The sequence below is a fragment of the Methylopila musalis genome (genome assembly GCF_042679725.1).
In the GTDB taxonomy this organism is placed as follows: domain Bacteria; phylum Pseudomonadota; class Alphaproteobacteria; order Rhizobiales; family Methylopilaceae; genus Methylopila; species Methylopila musalis.
In genome coordinates this window covers 1-18,695 of the sequence record NZ_JBHTMX010000047.1, presented here as the reverse complement: position 1 = coordinate 18,695, position 18,695 = coordinate 1, and the positions used below count along the sequence as shown (strand labels likewise).

General features: G+C 68.3%; 18 protein-coding genes. 10 read left to right on the top strand and 8 right to left on the bottom strand.

Going from position 1 to position 18,695, the window contains the following annotated elements:
- The 8 genes from ACFQ4O_RS07740 to ACFQ4O_RS07705 form a co-directional block, all read right to left on the bottom strand.
- Nucleotides 1-330, bottom strand: a 330-nt coding sequence (locus ACFQ4O_RS07740; RefSeq protein ID WP_378775125.1) for an urease accessory UreF family protein, incomplete at its 3' end; no start/stop codon positions are given.
- Nucleotides 327-791, bottom strand: a complete 465-nt coding sequence (ureE, locus tag ACFQ4O_RS07735; RefSeq protein WP_378775124.1) for an urease accessory protein UreE — start codon at nucleotides 789-791, stop codon at nucleotides 327-329. The genes ureE and ACFQ4O_RS07740, both read right to left, overlap by 4 nt.
- Nucleotides 792-850: 59 nt before the next feature.
- Entirely contained in the window at nucleotides 851-1,888 is a 1,038-nt protein-coding gene (locus ACFQ4O_RS07730) for an aliphatic amidase (RefSeq protein WP_378775123.1), read from the bottom strand.
- Nucleotides 1,889-2,191: 303 nt separating this feature from the next.
- Nucleotides 2,192-2,800 carry an ANTAR domain-containing response regulator gene (locus ACFQ4O_RS07725; protein WP_378775122.1) on the bottom strand — a complete coding sequence of 203 codons (609 nt, stop codon included), beginning with the start codon at nucleotides 2,798-2,800 and terminating at the stop codon, nucleotides 2,192-2,194.
- A 13-nt stretch (nucleotides 2,801-2,813) separates the two neighbouring features.
- Nucleotides 2,814-3,980: a transporter substrate-binding domain-containing protein gene (locus ACFQ4O_RS07720; RefSeq protein ID WP_378775121.1), complete on the bottom strand. Its 1,167-nt coding sequence runs from the start codon at nucleotides 3,978-3,980 to the stop codon at nucleotides 2,814-2,816.
- A gap of 91 nt (nucleotides 3,981-4,071) precedes the next feature.
- Nucleotides 4,072-4,914 carry an MOSC domain-containing protein gene (locus tag ACFQ4O_RS07715; protein ID WP_378775120.1) on the bottom strand — a complete coding sequence of 281 codons (843 nt, stop codon included), beginning with the start codon at nucleotides 4,912-4,914 and terminating at the stop codon, nucleotides 4,072-4,074.
- A gap of 324 nt (nucleotides 4,915-5,238) precedes the next feature.
- Complete coding sequence (locus ACFQ4O_RS07710) at nucleotides 5,239-6,153, bottom strand: response regulator (protein WP_378775119.1); 915 nt, start codon at nucleotides 6,151-6,153, stop codon at nucleotides 5,239-5,241.
- The gene (locus ACFQ4O_RS07705; RefSeq protein ID WP_378775118.1) at nucleotides 6,146-9,523 is read right to left on the bottom strand and encodes a hybrid sensor histidine kinase/response regulator; all 3,378 of its coding nucleotides are present in this window, start codon (nucleotides 9,521-9,523) and stop codon (nucleotides 6,146-6,148) included. Before ACFQ4O_RS07705 ends, ACFQ4O_RS07710 begins: the two co-directional genes overlap by 8 nt.
- A 278-nt stretch (nucleotides 9,524-9,801) precedes the next feature.
- Here ACFQ4O_RS07705 and urtA point away from each other — a divergent pair, with 278 nt between their 5' ends.
- The 10 genes from urtA to ACFQ4O_RS07655 all read left to right on the top strand — a co-directional run bounded on the left by urtA (nucleotide 9,802) and on the right by ACFQ4O_RS07655 (nucleotide 18,447).
- Nucleotides 9,802-11,061 (top strand): urea ABC transporter substrate-binding protein, encoded by a 1,260-nt coding sequence (gene urtA, locus ACFQ4O_RS07700; RefSeq protein WP_378775117.1) that lies wholly within the window; start codon nucleotides 9,802-9,804, stop codon nucleotides 11,059-11,061.
- 92 nt (nucleotides 11,062-11,153) lie between these two features.
- Nucleotides 11,154-12,080, top strand: a complete 927-nt coding sequence (gene urtB, locus ACFQ4O_RS07695; RefSeq protein WP_378775116.1) for an urea ABC transporter permease subunit UrtB — start codon at nucleotides 11,154-11,156, stop codon at nucleotides 12,078-12,080.
- Between the two features lie 11 nt (nucleotides 12,081-12,091).
- On the top strand, nucleotides 12,092-13,243 hold the full coding sequence (gene urtC / locus ACFQ4O_RS07690; protein ID WP_378775115.1) for an urea ABC transporter permease subunit UrtC: 1,152 nt from the start codon (nucleotides 12,092-12,094) through the stop codon (nucleotides 13,241-13,243).
- Between the two features lie 7 nt (nucleotides 13,244-13,250).
- Entirely contained in the window at nucleotides 13,251-14,009 is a 759-nt protein-coding gene (gene urtD, locus ACFQ4O_RS07685; RefSeq protein ID WP_378775114.1) for an urea ABC transporter ATP-binding protein UrtD, read from the top strand.
- Nucleotides 14,010-14,169: 160 nt separating this feature from the next.
- Nucleotides 14,170-14,859 (top strand): urea ABC transporter ATP-binding subunit UrtE, encoded by a 690-nt coding sequence (gene urtE / locus ACFQ4O_RS07680; protein ID WP_378775113.1) that lies wholly within the window; start codon nucleotides 14,170-14,172, stop codon nucleotides 14,857-14,859.
- A gap of 70 nt (nucleotides 14,860-14,929) precedes the next feature.
- Nucleotides 14,930-16,168, top strand: coding sequence for a formamidase (gene fmdA, locus ACFQ4O_RS07675; RefSeq protein ID WP_378775112.1), 1,239 nt, complete (start codon nucleotides 14,930-14,932; stop codon nucleotides 16,166-16,168).
- A 75-nt stretch (nucleotides 16,169-16,243) separates the two neighbouring features.
- The gene (locus tag ACFQ4O_RS07670; protein WP_378775111.1) at nucleotides 16,244-16,597 is read left to right on the top strand and encodes an FmdB family zinc ribbon protein; all 354 of its coding nucleotides are present in this window, start codon (nucleotides 16,244-16,246) and stop codon (nucleotides 16,595-16,597) included.
- A 218-nt stretch (nucleotides 16,598-16,815) separates the two neighbouring features.
- Entirely contained in the window at nucleotides 16,816-17,634 is an 819-nt protein-coding gene (locus tag ACFQ4O_RS07665) for a TorF family putative porin (RefSeq protein ID WP_378775110.1), read from the top strand.
- Nucleotides 17,635-17,728: 94 nt separating this feature from the next.
- A complete protein-coding gene (locus tag ACFQ4O_RS07660; protein ID WP_378775109.1) occupies nucleotides 17,729-18,004 on the top strand; it encodes a metal-sensitive transcriptional regulator in 276 nt (91 codons plus the stop codon).
- On the top strand, nucleotides 18,001-18,447 hold the full coding sequence (locus tag ACFQ4O_RS07655) for a hypothetical protein (protein ID WP_378775108.1): 447 nt from the start codon (nucleotides 18,001-18,003) through the stop codon (nucleotides 18,445-18,447). Before ACFQ4O_RS07660 ends, ACFQ4O_RS07655 begins: the two co-directional genes overlap by 4 nt.
- Nucleotides 18,448-18,695: the final 248 nt, after the last annotated feature.

The following is an 18,695-nucleotide window of genomic DNA, read 5'->3' as shown; positions in this document are numbered from 1 at the left end:
CGTGCCGAGGCGCCCGTGGGCGGCCAGAAAGCCCGCGCCGTTGCGGCGGGAGCCGGCGCGGAACGCCTCGCACAGGGTCGTGGCCTCCACTTCGCGGTCGATGGCGGTGAGCGCCGCGCCGTCGTCGGCGGCGTCGAAGGCGCGCAGCAGCGCCACACGGTCGGCGGTCGCCCAGCGGTGGCGCAGCGCGCTCCCGATCACGGTTTCGAGCCGTTCGGCCGCCATGCCGCCCTCCAGAGCGGCAAGGCCTTCGAGCCCGTTCGAAAAGGCGAAGGCGCCGCTCGGAAACGCGGCGTCCGCCTGCCAGATCGCGAGCAGGTCCGCGATCACGCGGCCGCCGGCCCGGTCAGGAGCGTGCTCCGGATGCGCCGGCCGGCGAACAGGTTGTCGAGCCGCGCGTAATAGGTCTCGGCCGGGCCTTCGAGCGCGATCAGCAGGCTCTCGCCCTCGAAGCGCACGCGCCAGTGCAGGTTGCCGGCGTGGTAGCCGAGCTCGATCCCCTCCGCGATGGAGCTCGGCTGCAGCCGGAGCCAGCGCTCGACCTCGGCCCGCACCACGATGGCGCGCTCCTCATCGAGGAACAGCACCGCGCCGTCGAACAGCTTCTGGTCGCGGGGCAGGGCGATCGCCACGTCCTCGCCCTTCGGCGTCGTCACCCGCAGGCGGCGGCGGTCCATGTCGGCGCGGGGAATGACGATCTCGTCCACGGCGTCGTGGTGCTCGAGATGGTGGAGGCGGCGGTGAAGCGCAGGTTCGGCGCGGTCGCCGACGACGCGGTCGATGTGCAGCATGGGAAAGGGCCCGGAAGAGGCGCGGCGGCGCGCGGGGGAGGGGCGCCGCCGCGCCGCGGTCAGCGGTGGGTGGACGCGGCGGTGGGCAGGCCCTCGATCGGGCATTCGTCCACGCCGACCGTCGACCGCGTCATGGCCTCCACCATCTCGCGGGTGCCCTCGGGATCGGTGATCCAGCGCTTGTAGAAGTCGTAGGGGCAGGCGGCCGCGCCCTTGTCGCCGTCGCCGGAGTTGATCATGCCGGTATAGCCCCGGTGCAGCAGCTTGAAGAGGTGGTTGCTGGACTGGCCGGTGCGGCGCGCGTCGCGGATCAGCGACACCGAGAGCTGGGCGAAGTTCACGCCGTTCTCCTCGGTGCCGCACTCGCCGAGCGTGCGGCCGTCGAAGCCCACGATCGCGGAATGGCCGAAGTAGGAGTAGACGCCGTCGAAGCCGGTGGCGTTCGCCACCGCCACATAGGAGTTGTTGGCCCAGGCCATGGCCTTCGCCATGATGATCTGCTGCTCCTTGGCCGGATACATGTAGCCCTGGCAGCGCACGATCAGCTCGGCGCCGCGCATGGCGCAGTCGCGCCAGATTTCGGGATAGTTGCCGTCGTCGCAGATGATGAGGCTGATCTTCAGGCCCTTGGGGCCCTCGGAGACATAGGTGCAGTCGCCCGGATACCAGCCCTCGATCGGCGCCCAGGGCATGATCTTGCGGTACTTCTGGACGATCTCGCCCTTGTCGTTCATCAGGATGAGCGTGTTGTAGGGCGCCTTGTTGGGGTGCTCCTCATGGCGCTCGCCGGTGAGCGAGAACACGCCCCAGCATTTGGCCTTGCGGCAGGCGTCGGCGAAGATCTCCGTCTCCTCGCCCGGGATGACCGAGGCGGTGTCGTACATCTCCTTGGAGTCGTACATGATGCCGTGGGTCGAATATTCCGGAAAGATCACCAGATCCATGCCCGGAAATCCGGCCTTCATGCCCACCACCATGTCGGCGATGTTCTTCGCGTTCGCCAGAACCTCCGCCTTGGTGTGCAGCCGGGGCATCTTGTAGTTCACCACCGCCACGCCGACGGTGTCCTTGCTCGAGCCGATATCGCCGTGAATCATGTCCCTGTTCCCCTTGTGCCCGGGCGTGCGCGGGTGCGCGACGCTCCGTCGCCGCGGACGAAGGGCGTCCGCCGGCCTGCTGGTTTTCGATGTTTTTCTTCGACGCGCCGCATCCCGGCAGTCGGGCGGGCGCGAATTTACGGTTTCGCGCGCGACGTCGCTGTCGCCTGCGAATGAAAACAAAAAAGCCCGACAGTTCCTCGCGTGAGGATCTGACGGGCTACATCGCCAAACCGGTCCGACAACCCTGTGGACCGGGTGAAATCAGCGCGCCGCCGCTTCGCGGCTCGCTGATGGGGTCAGCTAATCATCATTGGTCTTGAAGTTCAAGAGCGCGTTCGCGTTTATGATCGCCGCGGCCAGCTCGCCCATGGGCACGCGCTTGGCCATGGCCTGCTTGCGGATCGACTGGAACGCCTCGTCCTCGGTGATGTCCTGGCTCGCCATCAGGATGGTCTTGGCCTTCTGGATCTGCTGCACGCCGGTGAGCTTCTGCTCCAGCTTGCGCAGGCGCTTGGCCTGGTCGCGGCGCTCGAACCAGAGCGAGCGGGCGAGGGCGATCTGGGTGAGCAGGCCGAAGGGCTTGATCGGGCGCTCCACCACCGCCAGCGCGCCGCTCTCCAGCACCAGCGCGAGCGTCGCCGGGTTCTCGTAGCCGACGATGGCGATCAGGGTGGGGGACGTGTCCTGCCGCGTCTTCAGCAGCTTCTGCAGCGCGTCGCGGTCCTCCTGCTCGATGGCGAGCAGCACCACGTCGGCCGCGCTCGGAAACGTGTCCGGCACCGGCCAGACGGTCTCCACGAAGCAGCCGATGCGGCGCAGGTGCTCCACCAGCTGGCGGCCCTCCGCGTCGCTCGGGTGGATGGCGTGGACCCTGAGGCCCTTGATGTCGCGGAGGATCTGGATCGCCATGGCCGCCGCGCCCTCAGCGTCCGTCCGAGGCGGGCGCCTCGACGAAGTCCGCGGACCAGTCGTCGAGCCGCTGGTCGACGCCGTAGGGGTCGGGCTTCACCCGGACGCCCGGGTTCCACACGATCTGGAACGCCCCGTCGGCGTCGATGCGCGCCACCCGCGGCCAGAGATAGGCGTGGTGGTTTTCGGCGTCGATCCGCACCCGGCCCTGGGGAGCGTCGAACTCGATCTCCTTGATCTCGTCCAGCACCCGGCGCGGATCGTCGGCGCCGGCGCGCGCCAGCGCCGCCGCGGCGATGTGGGTCTGGAGATAGGCGGCTTCGGCGGCGGAGGGGATCGGCGCCTGCGCGCCGTAGCGGGCGCGGTAGGCGGCGGTGAAGCGGCGGGCGGCCGGCGTGCCGAGCGTCGCGAAGAAGGTCGCCGCCGCGATGTGGCCCTCCGCCACCCCTGGCCGCATGCGCGCCACGTCCACCTCCGAGGTGGTCAGGCTCGCGATCGGCATGGCGGCGGAGGAGAAGCCGGCGTCCGCGAAGGCCTCGTAGAAGCTCGCGGTGGAGCGGCCGACGATGGTGGAGAAGATGAAGTCGGGCTCGTATTTGCGAATGCGCTTGATCAGCCGCGCCATCTCCGGGGCGTCCGCGTCCGCCTCCAGCGGCAGGTAGATCTCATCCACCACCTTGCCGCGCGACTGGACCACGAAGTCGCTCATCACGCGGTTGGTCTCGTACGGATAGATGTAGTTCGAGCCGACGATCAGCACCCGCTGGCCGTGCCGCGCCAGCATGTATTTCGCGAGCTGGAACGCGTTCTGGTTCACCACCGCGCCGGTGTAGATCACCTGCGGCGAGAACTCGAAGCCCTCGTAGAAGGTGGGATAGAACAGCAGGCCGCGATCGCCGTCGATCACCGGCAGCACCGCCTTGCGGCAGTTGGACATGTAGCAGCCGAGCAGCAGCCGCACGCCGTCCTGCCCGATCAGCCGCTCGGCCTCCTGCCGGAAGCGCTTGGGATCGGAGGCGCCGTCCCGCGCCACCGGCGCGATCGGCCGCCCGAGCACGCCGCCGGCGGCGTTGATCTCCTCGATCGCGAGCAGGGTAGCCTTGAGCTGGGCGGTCTCGATGTCCGCGGTCACCCCCGTGGTCGAAAACAGCACGCCGATCCGCCAGGGCTCGTCCGACACGTCTCACACTCCACGCTGCGCGTTCGTCACGCTGGCACTTGTGGCCCGCGCCGCGCCGCGCGGACAAGGGCCGGATCGCCGCAACGGCCGGTCAGACGGCGAGCTCCGCCCGCGCGCCGACCGCGGCGACGCCGGGCGTCTTCAGCACCGCGAAGGCGCCGAGGCACGGGTAGGTTCCGGGGCCGAACTCCGGCAGCTCGATGCGGTTGGCCTTGACCAGCCACGTGAGCGCGCCGGGAGCGGCCGGCAGCGCGCCATGGGCGAGCATGGGCACGGCGCAGCGGGGCGTCGCGCCGATGATCGAGAGCGTCGCGTCCGGCCCGACGCGCAGCTCCGCCCCGGCCCAGCCGTTCTCCGCGAAGGGGGCGAGGCCCGGAAGGTCCACCACCATGTTGGCGCGGTAGCGCTCCACCAGCACGCTGTCGTCGCCGAGCGCGTCGCGCACCGCGTCGAGGCTCGCGCGCAGCACAACATGGTACGGCGCGAAATCGAAGAAGCCGCCTTCGGGCGAGCCCTGCGCCAGCGTCAGATGGGTCGAGCCGGCCGCGCCGTCTTCGCCGAGCGCCAGCACCTCGTCGGGAATCGCCCGGTCGAGCGCGTCGTCGTCGGCCGCCTGCGCCGACAGCCGCACCTCCCGGCCGAGAAACGCGGACAGCCTCGCGTCGAGCGACGGATCGTCGAGCGCGACCGCGCCGCCGTCCGGAAAGCGGATCGCCCGGCCGCCGCCGTCGGCCTCGCTCACGCCGAGCTCCAGCATCCGGCGCCACAGCTGGGGCCGCTTGGCGCTCGCCACCTTGCCGCTCTCCACGTCGATGATGGCGAAGGCCCGGTCGCCGTCGACGCCGGCGGCGGTGAGGGACGCCTCGCGCAACGGCTCGCCCAGCACGGACTTCACCGGATAGCGCCACAGGGCGGAGACGGAGCCGACGGTCATGGCGGGGGCCTTAAAATGGGGCGGTCGGAGGGGGCAGGAACATGCGGCGCGCCGTCATGCCGGCGGCGGAAGCGTTCGTGAGGGGGACGGCTCGAACGGGAGGTGAGCGAACCTCTGGAAACGCGCCCCTCCCCTTGTCCCGGCCTTGAGCCGGGACCCAGAAACGCTTCCGTGTGAGAGTAAGGCGCGGCGTCCGTCGCGTGTCACCGGACGGCGTCGGGGGTCTGGGTCCCGGCTCAAGGCCGGGACAAGAAAAGGGAGGCGTGCGCCTTCGCGTGGCGTGAGGGCGCGCTACGTCGCGCGAAGGGGCGCATCCGCGCGCGCTCACGGCATGTGCCTCACGGCGACGGCGGCGGCGGCGGCGCGGTTTTCGACGCCGAGCTTCACGTAGATCTGCTCGAGGTGCTTGTTCACGGTGCGCGGGCTCATGCCGAGGATGTCGCCGATGTCCCGGTTGGACTTGCCGCGCGCGATCCAGAGCAGCACCTCCGACTCGCGCTGGGTGACGCCGAGCTTCTCCCGGAACACGGCGACCTGATCCGCGCCGCTCTCCTCGGTCACCCGCAGCAGGATCTCGTCCCGGTCGGCCCGGCCCACGAAGGCGATGGAGAGCGAGGCGCCGGTCGGCTCCAGCTTGACCGCGAGCGTGGACGGGTCCGGCCGGCCGTCCGGGCGGGCCGCGATCCAGCGGGAGATCGCCTCCGGCACCTTCGGGTCGGTGGTGTCGCCGCCGTCCGCGAGCGCGAGCAGCCGGTTGGCCTGCGGCGTGGACCAGACGAGGCGCCCGGCGGCGTTGACCGCGAACAGGTAGCGCCCGGTGGTGTCGAGCGCCGCGCGGGCGCTGCGGGACTTGCGGGCGTTGCCGATGTGGACCCGGATGCGCGCCAGCAGCTCGTCCAGCACGATCGGCTTGGTCACGTAGTCGACGCCGCCCGCCTCCAGCCCCTCGACGATGCGGTCGGTCTCCTTCAGCCCGGTCATGAACACGATCGGCACGTCCGCGAGCTCGGGGCGCCGCTTCAACCGCCGGCAGGTCTCGAACCCGTCGATGCCCGGCATCACCGCGTCGAGCAGCACCAGATCGGGCGCGGCGTGGCGCACGGCGGACAGCGCCCGCTCGCCGTCGGTCGCCACCAGCACCAGCATGTCCGCGCTTTCGAGCGCCGCGGTCAGCATGGCGAGCGTTTCGGGACTGTCGTCCACCACCAGGATGACGCTGCGGTCGCCGCCCTCAGACATCGCCGCGCTCCAGAGGCCGTTCGGGCTCCAGCATGGCCATGTAGCCGCGCAGGTCGAAGGCGCGGATGCGGTCGCGGGCGGCGGAGACGAAGGGGCCGGCGCCGAGATCCGCGCTTTCGAGCTCCATCAGCTTGGCTTCGATGCCGGCGATGTAGCCCATCTCGCCGAGCCGGGTCAGCTCCTCCACATGCCGGTTCGAGGGGCGGCGCATCGGCTCGTCCGCGGGGCGCGAGGGCTGCGAATCGGGCGCAGGCCGCTCGGTCACGAAGCTCAGCCGCAGCAGGCGCTCCACCTCGCCGAGCAGCGCCTGCAGGTCGATCGGCTTCGGCATGGCCGCGTCGTAGTCGGCGGGACGGCCGTCGAGCGGGGCGTCGCCGATGTTGGCGGACATCATGACGATGCGCGTCTCCGGCAGGTCGGCGCGCAGACGCCGCGCCGTCTCCCAGCCGGAGAGGCCGGGCATGGAGACGTCGAGCAGCACGAGATCGGGCGACCGGCTCGCGGCGATCTCGAGCGCGGTCTCGCCGTCGGTCGCGGCGATCACGGTGAAGCCGATCGGCTCCAGCGTGGCGCGCATCAGATTGCGCTGGTCGGCGTCGTCGTCGGCCACCAGAACCAGCCGGCGGCGGCCGAGATAGCCGATGACGCGCTCGGTCGGGGCGATCGGCGCGCGGGCGTTCGGCGCATGGGGCAGCATCAGCTTCACCCGGAACACGCTGCCGCGCCCGGCCGCCGTCTCCATCGTGATCTCGCCGCCCATCACCTCGGCCAGCAGCTTGGTGATGGTGAGGCCGAGCCCCATGCCCGGCTGGGGCTGGGACAGCGGCGACCCGCCGCGCTCGAACGGCTCGAAGATGCGCTCGCGGTCCTCCGGGCGGATGCCCGGACCGGTGTCGACGATCTCGAAGGTCGCCACCTGGCTGCGGTAGGACACGCGCAGCGTCACCTGGCCCTGTTCGGTGAACTTCACGGCGTTCGACAGCAGGTTGATCAGCACCTGCCGCAGCCGCTTGCCGTCGCCGCGCACCGCCGGCGGCAGCGCGGTCTCGCCCTCGAACACGAAGGCGACGCCCTTCGCCCTCGCCTGCAGGCGGAACATGTCCACGAGCTGGCCGAGGAACTCCCGGGTCCAGATGTCCTCGCGGGCGAGCTTGAGCCGGCCCGCCTCCACCTTGGCGATGTCGAGCAGGCCGTCGAGCAGGCCCGCGAGATGCTCCGCGCTGCGGCGGATCACGCGCACGCCGGTCTGGGCCTTGGTGGAGAGCCCGTCTTCCGCGTCCAGAAGCTGGGCGTAGCCGAGCACGGCGTTGAGCGGGGTGCGCAGCTCGTGGTTGATGCCGACCACGTAGCGGCTTTTCGCGAGATTCGCCGCCTCCGCCACCTCCTTGGCCCGCTGCAGCGCGGCGTCGGTGCGCTTGTGGGCCTCGATCTCCCGCATCAGAAGCGCGGTCTGGCGGCTCGATTCCTCCTGCGCGATCTCGCGGCTTTCATGGGCGAGCACGAACAGCCACGCCGCGACGCCCGCGATGATGGAGAGGATGAGGAACACCGCCCACAGCGTGCCCGCCACAGCCGCCGCCTCGTCCGGCGCTGTCTTGGCGGCGATGAAATGCACCAGCAGCAGAACGAGGCTCAGAATGCCGAGCAGGGTCGTGAACACGCCCGAGAAATGGGCGGTGCGGGTGTTGAGCCGGGCGATCCAGCGCTGGGGCAGCAGCGCCTTCAGCAGCGCCACGAACTGGGTCTGGTAGCGGGCGTGGGGCTTGCAGCCGTCCCGGCAGCGGGCGTCGATGGAGCAGCACAGCGAGCAGATCGCGCCGGAATAGACCGGGCAATGCGCCATGTCCTCGTGCTCGAACGCGTTCTCGCACACCTTGCAGGTGATCGACGGGCTGAGGCGCCAGTTGGCGCGGGGCTTGCGGGCCAGATAGTAGCGCCCGCCGGTCGCGATCGCGATCAGCGGCGCGGTCGCCATCGCGGTCGCGAGCGCCACGAAAGGCGCCAGCGCCTGCGCGTAGGCGCCGAACGCCCCGGCGTAGGAGGCCATGGCGGTCGCGGTCGCCACCACCATGGCGCCGACGCCGACCGGGTTCACGTCGTAGAGATGCGCCCGCTTGAACTCGATCCGCTTCGGGCTGAGGCCGAGCGGCTTGTTGATGGTGAGGTCCGCGACCAGCGCGCCGAGCCACGCCACGGCGACGATGGAATAGAGCCCGAGCGTGTGCTCCAGCGTCTTGTAGATGCCGGCCTCCATCAGCAGCACCGCGATGCCGACGTTGAAGAACAGCCAGACGATGCGCCCCGGATGGGAATGGGTCAGCCGGGAGAAGAAGTTCGACCAGGCGATGGAGCCCGCATAGGCGTTCGTGACGTTGATCTTCAGCTGGGAGACCACCACGAAGGCGGCGGTGAGCCCGAGCGCCGCGGCCGGCCACGACGTCACGTAGCTGAAGGCGATCAGGTACATCTGCGTCGGCTCGCCCGCATGGCTCGCGGGCACGCCGTGGGAGAGCGCGAGCACGGCCAGGAACGAGCCGATCATCATCTTGATCGCGCCCGGCACGATCCAGCCCGGCCCCGCGGCGAGCAGCGCCGACCACCAGGCCGCGCGGCCGCTTTTCCCGCGCTCCGGCATGAAGCGCAGGATGTCCACCTGCTCGCCGATCTGCGCCACCAGCGCGAACACCACGGCGCCCGCAGCCCCGGCGCCGAGCAGGTTGAGCGCGCCGCCATGGACGCTTGCGCCCTCGTAGCCGATCCACTGGGCGAGGCTCGCGTCGCCCTTGGCGGCGATGAAGATCAGCGGCGTGAGATGGAGCGCGATCCAGAGCGGCTGCGTCCAGACCTGGAACCGGCTGATCCACGAGATGCCGTGGGTCACGATCGGGATCACCACCACCGCCGAGAGCACGTAGCCGATGGCGAGGGGCACGCCGAAGCAGAGCTCCAGCGCCAGCGCCATGATCGCGGCCTCGATCGCGAAGAAGATGAACGTGAACGAGGCGTAGATCAGCGACGTGATGGTCGAGCCGATGTAGCCGAAGCCCGCCCCGCGGGTGAGCAGGTCGATGTCGAGCCCGTCGCGGGCCGCGTGATAGGCGATCGGCAGGCCGGTGAGGAAGATCAGCGCCGACACCACCACGATGGCGGCCGCGGCGTTCTCGAAGCCGTAGCTCAGCGTGATGGCGCCGCCGATGGCCTCCAGCGCCAGGAACGACACCGCGCCGAGCGCCGTGTTGCCCACGCGCACCGCCGACCAGCGCCGCGCCTGCTTCGCGGTGAAGCGCAGCGCATAATCTTCGAGCGTTTCGTTGGCGACGAACTGGTTGTAGCGCCGGCGCACGGGAACGATGCGGAGCCTGTCCGTCACGGACGCCCGTTCCTTTCCGCCCATCCGTCACATTCGGCCGCGACACAGCGCAAGGCGCCACCTCCTGATCGTCTCGCCGACTATGCAAGACTGCTGCCACGCCCGGAGGGTGGGCGCGGAACGCGGCGTCGCGTCCGTGTGGGCGCGTGTGACGCATCACCCTAACGAGCGCCGTGTGGCGGGCCATATACGTCAACCAACGTATATGCTGCGACGCAAAAATCGCGCGAGCCTGATCGTCGACAGCCAATCGCGGGGATTGGCCGACGGAGGGTTTGATGGCGGATCAAGACGACGCGCGCCATTCGCGGCTGCGCCGGCAGCTTCTCATGGGCATGGCGGCTGCGCCGTTCGCGGGCCTCCTGCCGCGGACCGCGTTCGCGCAGGCGCCGGCGACCTCGGCGGTGAACACCACCGGCCTCGCGGTGACCGACACGGAGGTCACCGTCGGCATCCTGCATTCCGCCACGGGCACGATGGCGATCTCGGAGACCGGCTCGATCCAGGCCGAGAAGCTCGCGATCGAGCAGATCAACGCCGCGGGCGGCGTGCTCGGCCGCAAGATCAAGTTCATCCAGGAGGACGGCGCGTCCGACTGGCCGACCTTCGCCGAGAAGGCGAAGAAGCTGCTGGTGCAGGACAAGGTGGCGGCCATCATGGGCTGCTGGACGTCCGCGTCCCGCAAGGCGGTGCTGCCGATCATCGAGCAGTACAACGGCATGCTCTACTATCCGACCTTCTATGAAGGCCTGGAGCAGTCCAAGAACGTGATCTACACCGGCCAGGAGGCCACCCAGCAGATCCTGGAGTCGCTGAACTGGGTGGTGCGGGAGAAGGGCGCTAAGACCTTCTACTTCATCGGCTCGGACTACATCTGGCCGCGCACGTCGAACAAGATCGCGCGCAAGCACATCGAAAACTTCATGAAGGGGACGAAGGTCGTCGGCGAGGAGTATTTCCCGCTCGGCCACACCCAGTTCAACTCCGTGATCAACAAGCTGAAGCTGACCAAGCCGGACGTGATCTTCACGGACGTGGTCGGCGGCTCGAACGTGGCGTTCTACAAGCAGCTCAAGGCGGCCGGCATCAATCTCGACAAGCAGCTCCTGATGACGATCTCCGTCACCGAGGACGAGATCGACGGCATCGGCGGCGAGAACATCGCGGGCGCCTACTCCTGCATGAAGTATTTCCAGTCTCTGGAGAACGACAACAACAAGGAGTTCGTCGCCGCGTTCAAGAAGATGTGGGGCGAGAAGACGGTCATCGGCGACGTGACCCAGGCCGCCTATCTCGGGCCGTGGCTGTGGAAACTCACGGTCGAGAAGGCCGGCTCCTTCGACGTGGACAAGATCGCCGCGGCCTCCGACGGCATCGAGTTCACCAAGGCGCCCGAGGGCTACGTCAAGATCCACGCGAACCACCACCTGTGGTCCAAGACCCGCGTGGGTCAGGCCCAGAAGGACGGCCAGTTCAAGGTGGTCTACGAAAGCCCCGAGCTCATTGAGCCGAACCCCTTCCCCAAGGGCTACCAGTGATCTGACGAGGCAAGGCGGCGCCGCATCCTGCGGCGCCGCCGCTTTTGTTTTGTGCCGGCGCGCGCGGGGCGTCGCAAGGTGGGGTGCGGACTATGTTCGGGGAATATTCGCTCGGCGATCTCGGATCGATCTTCGCGATGCAGGGCTTCGCGGGACTGATCCTGTTTTCCGTCTATCTTCTGATGGCGCTCGGCCTCGCGATCATCTTCGGCCAGATGGGCGTGATCAACATGGCCCACGGCGAGTTCATGATCCTCGGGGCCTACGTCACCTGGCTGACCTCGGTGTTCTTCGCCGAACACCTGCCCGCCCTGTTCGGAATCTACTTCTTCGTCGCCATGGCGCTCGCCTTCTGCGCGTCGGGGGCGTTGGGCATGCTGGTCGAGTGGGCCTTGATACGACGGCTCTACAAACGGCCGCTCGACACGCTGCTCGCCACCTGGGGCCTCAGCCTCATCCTGCAGCAGGTCTACCGCTCGGTCTTCGGCCCGCGTGAGGTTGGCGTGACGCTGCCGGACTGGATGATGGGCTCGCTCCCCGTCACCGAGATCATCGAAGTGCAGATCAACGGCCTGTTCGTGATGGGCCTGACGACGCTGATCACCATCGGCGTGTTCGTCATGATCTTCCGCTCGCGCTTCGGCCAGCAGATCCGCGCCGTGGTGCAGAACCGCCAGATGGCGGGCGCGGTCGGCATCGACACCGAGAAGGTGGACCGCCTGACCTTCGGCCTCGGCTGCGGCATCGCGGGCGTCGCCGGCTCGGCCTTCACCATGATCGGCTCCACCGGCCCGACCGCCGGCCAGCTCTACATCGTCGACACCTTCCTGATCGTGGTGTTCGGCGGCGCGGCCAGCCTGTTCGGCACCATCGCCTCGGCCTTCTCGATCTCACAGACCCAGTCGACGCTCGAATTCTTCCTCTCGGGCTCGATGGCGAAGGTCATCACCCTGCTCACCGTCGTCGCCATCCTGATGCTGCGGCCGCAGGGGCTGTTCACCCTCAAGGTCCGGCGCTGAGGAGCCCTGACATGAAACGCGCTCCCTCCTTCATGGACCGCAAGGACCTTCTCGCCCTCGCCGTGGTCGCGGCCCTGCTGCTGATCGTGTTTCCGCTGGCTCTGGACGGCTTCCGCCTCAACCTCGTCGGCAAGTACCTGACCTACGCCTTCGTGGCGGTCGGGCTGGTGATGTGCTGGGGCTACGGCGGCATCCTTTCGCTCGGCCAGGGCCTGTTCTTCGGCCTCGGCGGCTACGGCATGGCGATGTACCTCAAGCTCGAGGCCTCGTCGGTCGAGAACACCAAGATCCAGTCCACGCCCGGCATCCCGGACTTCATGGACTGGAACCAGATCACCTCGCTGCCGTGGGCCTGGGAGCCGTTCCACTCCTTCCCGCTGACGCTGATCCTGATCGTGCTGGCGCCGGCGGCTCTCGCCTTCCTGATCGGCTCGGCGATGTTCAAGCGCCGGGTGTCGGGCGTGTACTTCGCCATCATCACCCAGGCGCTGGCGGCCATCGCCACCATCCTGATCATCGGCCAGCAGGGCTACACCGGCGGCGTCAACGGCATCACCGACCTGCGCACGCTGATGGGCTGGGACATCCGCACCGACAGCGCCAAGTTCATCCTCTACTTCGTCAACGTGTTCCTGCTGATCGGCGTGATCTGCTGCGCCATGTTCGTGCGGGACAGCAAGCTCGGCCGCATTCTGGTCGCCATGCGCGAGAAGGAGGACCGGGTCCGCTTCTCCGGCTACTCGGTCGCGAACTTCCAGATCTTCGTGTTCTGCCTCGGCGCGGTGTTCGCCGCGATCGGCGGCGCCATGTTCACGCTGCAGGTGGGCTTCATGTCGCCGTCGCTGGTCGGCATCGTGCCCTCGATCGAGATGGTCATCTTCACCGCGGTCGGCGGCCGGCTGTCCATCTTCGGCGCGGTCTACGGCACGCTGCTGGTGAACTTCGCCAAGACCAGCCTGTCGGAGAGCTTCCCCGAGCTGTGGCTGCTCGGCCTCGGCGGCCTGTTCATCGCGGTGGTGCTGTTCTTCCCCAACGGCCTCGCGGGCATCTGGCGCGACTACGTCCAGCCCCCGATCGACCGCCTGCTCAAGCTGCGCTCCAAGGACCCGACCGATCCCGGACGCGACGTCGCCAAGCAGGCGGCCTCCATGCCGGCGGAGTGAGGACGTCATGACCACCATCGGCACGCCCCCCAAGAACTTCCTGCTCTCGGTCGAGGGACTGACGGTCTCCTTCGACGGCTTCAAGGCGGTGAACGACCTGTCCTTCTACGTGGACGAGAACGAGATCCGCGTGATCATCGGCCCGAACGGCGCCGGCAAGACCACGGTGCTCGACCTGATCTGCGGCAAGACGCGGTCCACCGCCGGCTCCATCCGCTTCCGCGAGAAGGAGCTGACCCGGATGAGCGAGAGCCAGATCGTGCTCGCCGGCGTCGGCCGCAAGTTTCAGACGCCGTCGATCTACGACGACCTGACGATCTTCGAGAACCTCGAGATCTCCTATCCGAAGGGCCGCTCGGTCTGGGGGGCGCTCACCTTCAAGCGCGACCAGGCGGTGCGCGACCGGGTGGAGGAGGTGGCCGAAATCATCTTCCTCAAGGACCGTCTGCACGACAACGCCGCTTTCCTCAGCCACGGCCAGAAGCAGTGGCTCGAGATCGGCATGCTGCTGATCCAGGACCCGGAGCTTCTGATGCTGGACGAGCCGGTGGCCGGCATGAGCGTCAGCGAGCGCATCAAGACCGCCGAGCTGCTCAACACCATCATCAAGAACCGCTCGGTGCTGGTGATCGAGCACGACATGAAGTTCGTCGAAGACATCGCGCACAAGGTCACGGTCCTGCACCAGGGCAAGATCCTGTCCGAGGGCTCGATGGAGAAGGTGAAGTCCGACCCCAAGGTCGTCGAAGTCTATCTCGGGCATTGACGGTGATGAGCGCCCTCGGAAACACCGTCGTCATGCCCGGCCCTTCGGCCGGGCATCCACGACTTCCTTCGACCCGCGAGTTCTCTGCCGACGTCGTGGATACCCGCGAAGACGCGGGCATGACGGGCGAGGCTCATCAGCTCTTTTCGGGAGACGCCTGATGCTGGACGTCGAGAACCTTCACGTCGCCTACGGCCAGTCGGAAGTCCTGCACGGGATGAACTTCGGCGTCGCGACCAACGAGATCGTGGCCATCATGGGCCGCAACGGCATGGGCAAGACCACGCTGATGAAGTCCATGATGGGCATCCTGCCCGCGACCTCCGGCGCGATCCGCCTCGGCGGCGAGGACATCGGCGCCCTCAAGAGCCACCAGCGGGTGAAGAAGGGCGTCGCCTATGTGCCCCAGGGGCGCATGGTGTTCTCCACCATGACGGTGAAGGAGAACATCGAGACCGGGCTCTCCGCCTCCGGCGACCGCGACGTGCCGTCGGACATCTACGAGCTGTTCCCGGTGCTGCTGGAGATGAAGGGCCGCCGCGCCGGCAACCTCTCCGGCGGCCAGCAGCAGCAGCTCGCCATCGCCCGCGCGCTCGCCACCAAGCCCAAGGTGCTGCTGCTGGACGAGCCGACCGAGGGCATCCAGCCGTCGATCATCCGGGAGATGGCGCGCACGCTCCGCCGCATCCGCGACGAGCGCGGCCTGTCCATCATCGTCTCCGAGCAGGTGCTGAGCTTCGCGCTCGACGTCGCCGACCGCATCCTCGTGGTCGAGAACGGCGAGATCGTCCACGACGAGCCGCGCGCGGCCGTCGATGAGGCCAAGGTCTCCAAATACCTCTCGGTCTGAGCCGTCTCTCGGTCCGAGCGCCTGCCGATCCAGTTCCGTAACAGCATCCCTTGGGGGAGCGGAGGACGCCATGCCTGAAACCCTGATCTCGGTCGATCTGTCCAAGCCCGCCACCGACAACGAGTTCCTGCACAACCGCTGGCATCCGGACATCCCGATCGCCACCTGGGTCGAGCCGGGCGCCGACTTCATCGTCGAAACCGTCGACTGGACCGGAGGCGCCATCAAGAACGACGACTCCGCCGAGGACATCCGCGACGTGGATCTCTCGACGGTGCACTACCTCTCCGGCCCGATCGGGGTGAAGGGCGCGGCGCCGGGCGACCTGCTGGTGGTCGACATTCTTGACGCCGGCACGCTCAAGGGCCACGAATGGGGCTTCAACGGCTTCTTCTCGCGGAAGAACGGCGGCGGCTTCCTGACCGACCACTTCCCGCTCGCGCAGAAGTCGGTGTGGCACTACGAGGGCATGTTCACCCGCTCCCGCCACGTGCCGGGCGTGGGCTTCGCCGGGCTGATCCATCCGGGCCTGATCGGCACGCTGCCGAGCAAGGACCTGCTCGACAAGTGGAACACCCGCGAGCAGGCGCTGATCGACACCAACCCGACCCGCGTGCCGCCGCTCGCCAACCCGCCGTTCCCGAAGACCGCCCATCTCGGCAAGCTCGCCAAGGGCTCCGACGCCTTCGACAAGGTGGCGGCCGAGGGCGCCCGCACGGTTCCCCCGCGCGAGCACGGCGGCAACTGCGACATCAAGGATCTGTCACGCGGCTCCAAGATCTACTTCCCCGTCTATGTGGACGGCGCCGGCCTCTCCATGGGCGACATGCACTTCTCCCAGGGCGACGGCGAGATCACCTTCTGCGGCGCGATCGAGATGTTCGGCGCGTGGCTGCACATCAAGGTCGACCTTATCAAGGACGGCATGGCCAAGTACGGGATCAAGAACCCGATCTTCAAGCCGTCGCCGATCACGCCGAACTACAAGGACTACCTGATCTTCGAGGGCATCTCGGTCGACGAGAGCGGCACGCAGCATTATCTCGACGCCAACGTCGCCTACCGTCAGGCCTGCCTCAACGCCATCGAATACCTGAAGAAGTTCGGCTATTCGGGCGCCCAGGCGCACTCGATCCTCGGCGTCGCGCCGGTTCAGGGCCATCTGTCGGGCGTCGTCGACATCCCGAACTCCTGCGCCACGCTGTGGCTGCCGACCGAGATCTTCGACTTCGACATCAAGCCGTCCTCGGCCGGGCCGACGAAGTTCCTCGACGGCTCGATCGACATGCCGATCGCCGAGGATCTCTGAGATCCTTCCGCGCCGGGAGCGGCCGTCCGCTCCCGGCGTCTTTCGACGCCAGAACGACCTCGGGGACCCACCGCCATGCCCGTTTACGAGTATCTCTGCGACAGCTGCGGCGACTTCACCTCCTTGCGGCCCATGAGCGCCTACGAGCTGCCGTGCGACTGCCCGGACTGCGGCGAGCCCGCGCCGCGGGTGCTGCTGACGGCGCCGCATTTCGCCTCCATGTCGCGCGAGCGGATGACGGCGCACGCCACCAACGAGCGCTCCCGCCATGCGCCCATGTCCACCGACGAGTACAAGGCGAAGAGCCACGGCGCCGGCTGCTCCTGCTGCTCCGGCGGCATGAAGAGCCGGACCAAGAGCCGAACCGCCAAGGCGCCCAACGGCGCGAAGAGCTTCCCGTCCGCGCGGCCCTGGATGATCAGCCACTGAAACGGTTCGCCGCCTAAAATTCAGGCGCAACTCCCAGAAAACGGATTCGGACGCCGCCTCAGAAATGGGCTTGGCGACGCTTTTTCATGCGCCTCGCAAGCGGTGTTGCCGCAAGCCCACAGATCGGGTTTGCGTTGCGGTAAGTCGCTGATTGAAATTGAAAAAATAAGACGAGTCGCGTTCGATTAGTCGTCTAACTTCATACGGGGAACTCCACCATGTCACTGCTTTCAAAGGCCGCGGGAGCCGCCGTCGTCGCGGCCACGCTCGGCTCCTTCGCGCCGGTGGCGGCCTCCGCCGCCGACCTGTCGTCGCCGGAGATCATCGACGCCACCGTGACGCCGCCGCCCTTCGACATCGCCTTCGGCGTGAAGGGCCTCAGCCAGTGGGTGCTGCGCGGCATCACCCAGACCTCGAAGAAGCCGGCGGTGCAGGGCTACGCCGAACTTCAGGCCTATGACTGGGTCTATGCGGGCATCTGGGCGTCGAACGTGAACTTCGGCGGCACCGATCCCTCCGCCGAAATCGACTTCTACGGCGGCGTCCGCCACAGCTGGGGTCCGGTCACCCTCGACGTGGGCTACGTCTGGGTCCACTTCTCCGGCGAGAACGGCTCGGCTCCGGGCCTCGACTACGGCAAGGTCTACGGCGTCGCCAAATACGCCCTGACCGACAGCTTCACGGTCGGCGCCAACATCTATTACGGCAACGACTTCATCAATCGCGGTGTGGACATCGTTCACTCGACCGCGTTCGCGAAGTACGCCTTCACGCCGCTGGCGAGCATGCCGGAGGTCGGCGCCTATGTGTCGGGCTCGTTCTCGAAGCAGTGGACCAGCCAGAACTTCGTCAAGGACTACCTGTACTGGGACGCGGGCGCGGGCTTCACCTACAAGGCGGCGACGCTCGACTTCCGTTACAGCGACAGCAACCTGTCGAAGGGCCAGTGTTTCGGCTACATGGGCAACCGCAACTGGTGCGGCGACAGCTACGTGGTCAGCCTGTCCTTCGACACCTCGCTCAACAAGCTGAAGTGATCTCCCCGCGCCGCGCCTCGTGAGAGGCGCGGCGCGGTCCGGCGCACGCCGAAGGCGCTTGTGAGCGTATACCCCCATAGGGTATCGTCGCGTCATGCGATGTTGCGTCAGAACCTCGTGCGGGAAGCGGCTGAGCCGGATCGAAGGTCAGGTCCGGGGCATCGCGCGCATGCTCGAGGACGACCGCTACTGCATCGACGTGGTGACGCAGATCTCCGCCGTGCGGGCCGCGCTCAAGCGGGTCGAGGAGGAGATCCTCAAGGACCATGTGAGCACCTGCGTCGAGACCGCCATCCAGTCCGGCGACAAGGACGAGCAGCGCCGCAAGGTGGGCGAGCTGGTCGCGACGCTCGGGAAGATGCGCGCATGACGCCGCTTCGCCTTCTCCACCTGTTCGCCGCGCTGGTCGTCGCCGTGTTCGTCGTTGGCCTGTGGAGCACGCCCGGCGAGGCCCACGGCGCCCATGGCGCGGCCCCGTCGCGAACCGAGGCCCCGGCCGCAGCTTCGGCGCAGGGCGCGACCAATCCCAGCCTGTCCGACGTCCACGCCTCCACCCACGCCCATGCGTCGCCCGCGGCGTCGGACGGCGTGACGGCGACCGCGTCCGGGGACTGCGGCGGCCATGGCGGCCCCGGCATGGCCTCCTGCTGCAGCACAGCCTGCCACGCGGTGATGGCGCAGGAGCCGCCGCGCCTGACGGTGCTGTCGAGCGCCGCCGTCTCCACGCCCGCGCAGGTCGGGCCGGCCGCCCATGACGGCCCCTCCACCCACATCAAGCGTCCCCCGAGGATGTCGGCCGCCCCGGTCGGCTGACGTCCCTCCGACGCGCCGCGCGACGCCCATGAGGCCGCGCCCGTCTCCCGACGTCTGACCGACCGCGTCCGCGGCGCCCGATCCGGCGCCGTCCGCGTCCGCTCGTTCAGTTTTCGGGATGTCCTGATGAAGCCGCTTGTCTCGGCCGCCGCAGCCTTGCTGCTGGCCGGCTGCTCCGCCCTGCCGCCCGCGCCGGTGGCCGGCGCCGATCCCTCCGACCCCGCCGCGCCGGTTCCCGCCGTGCGGAT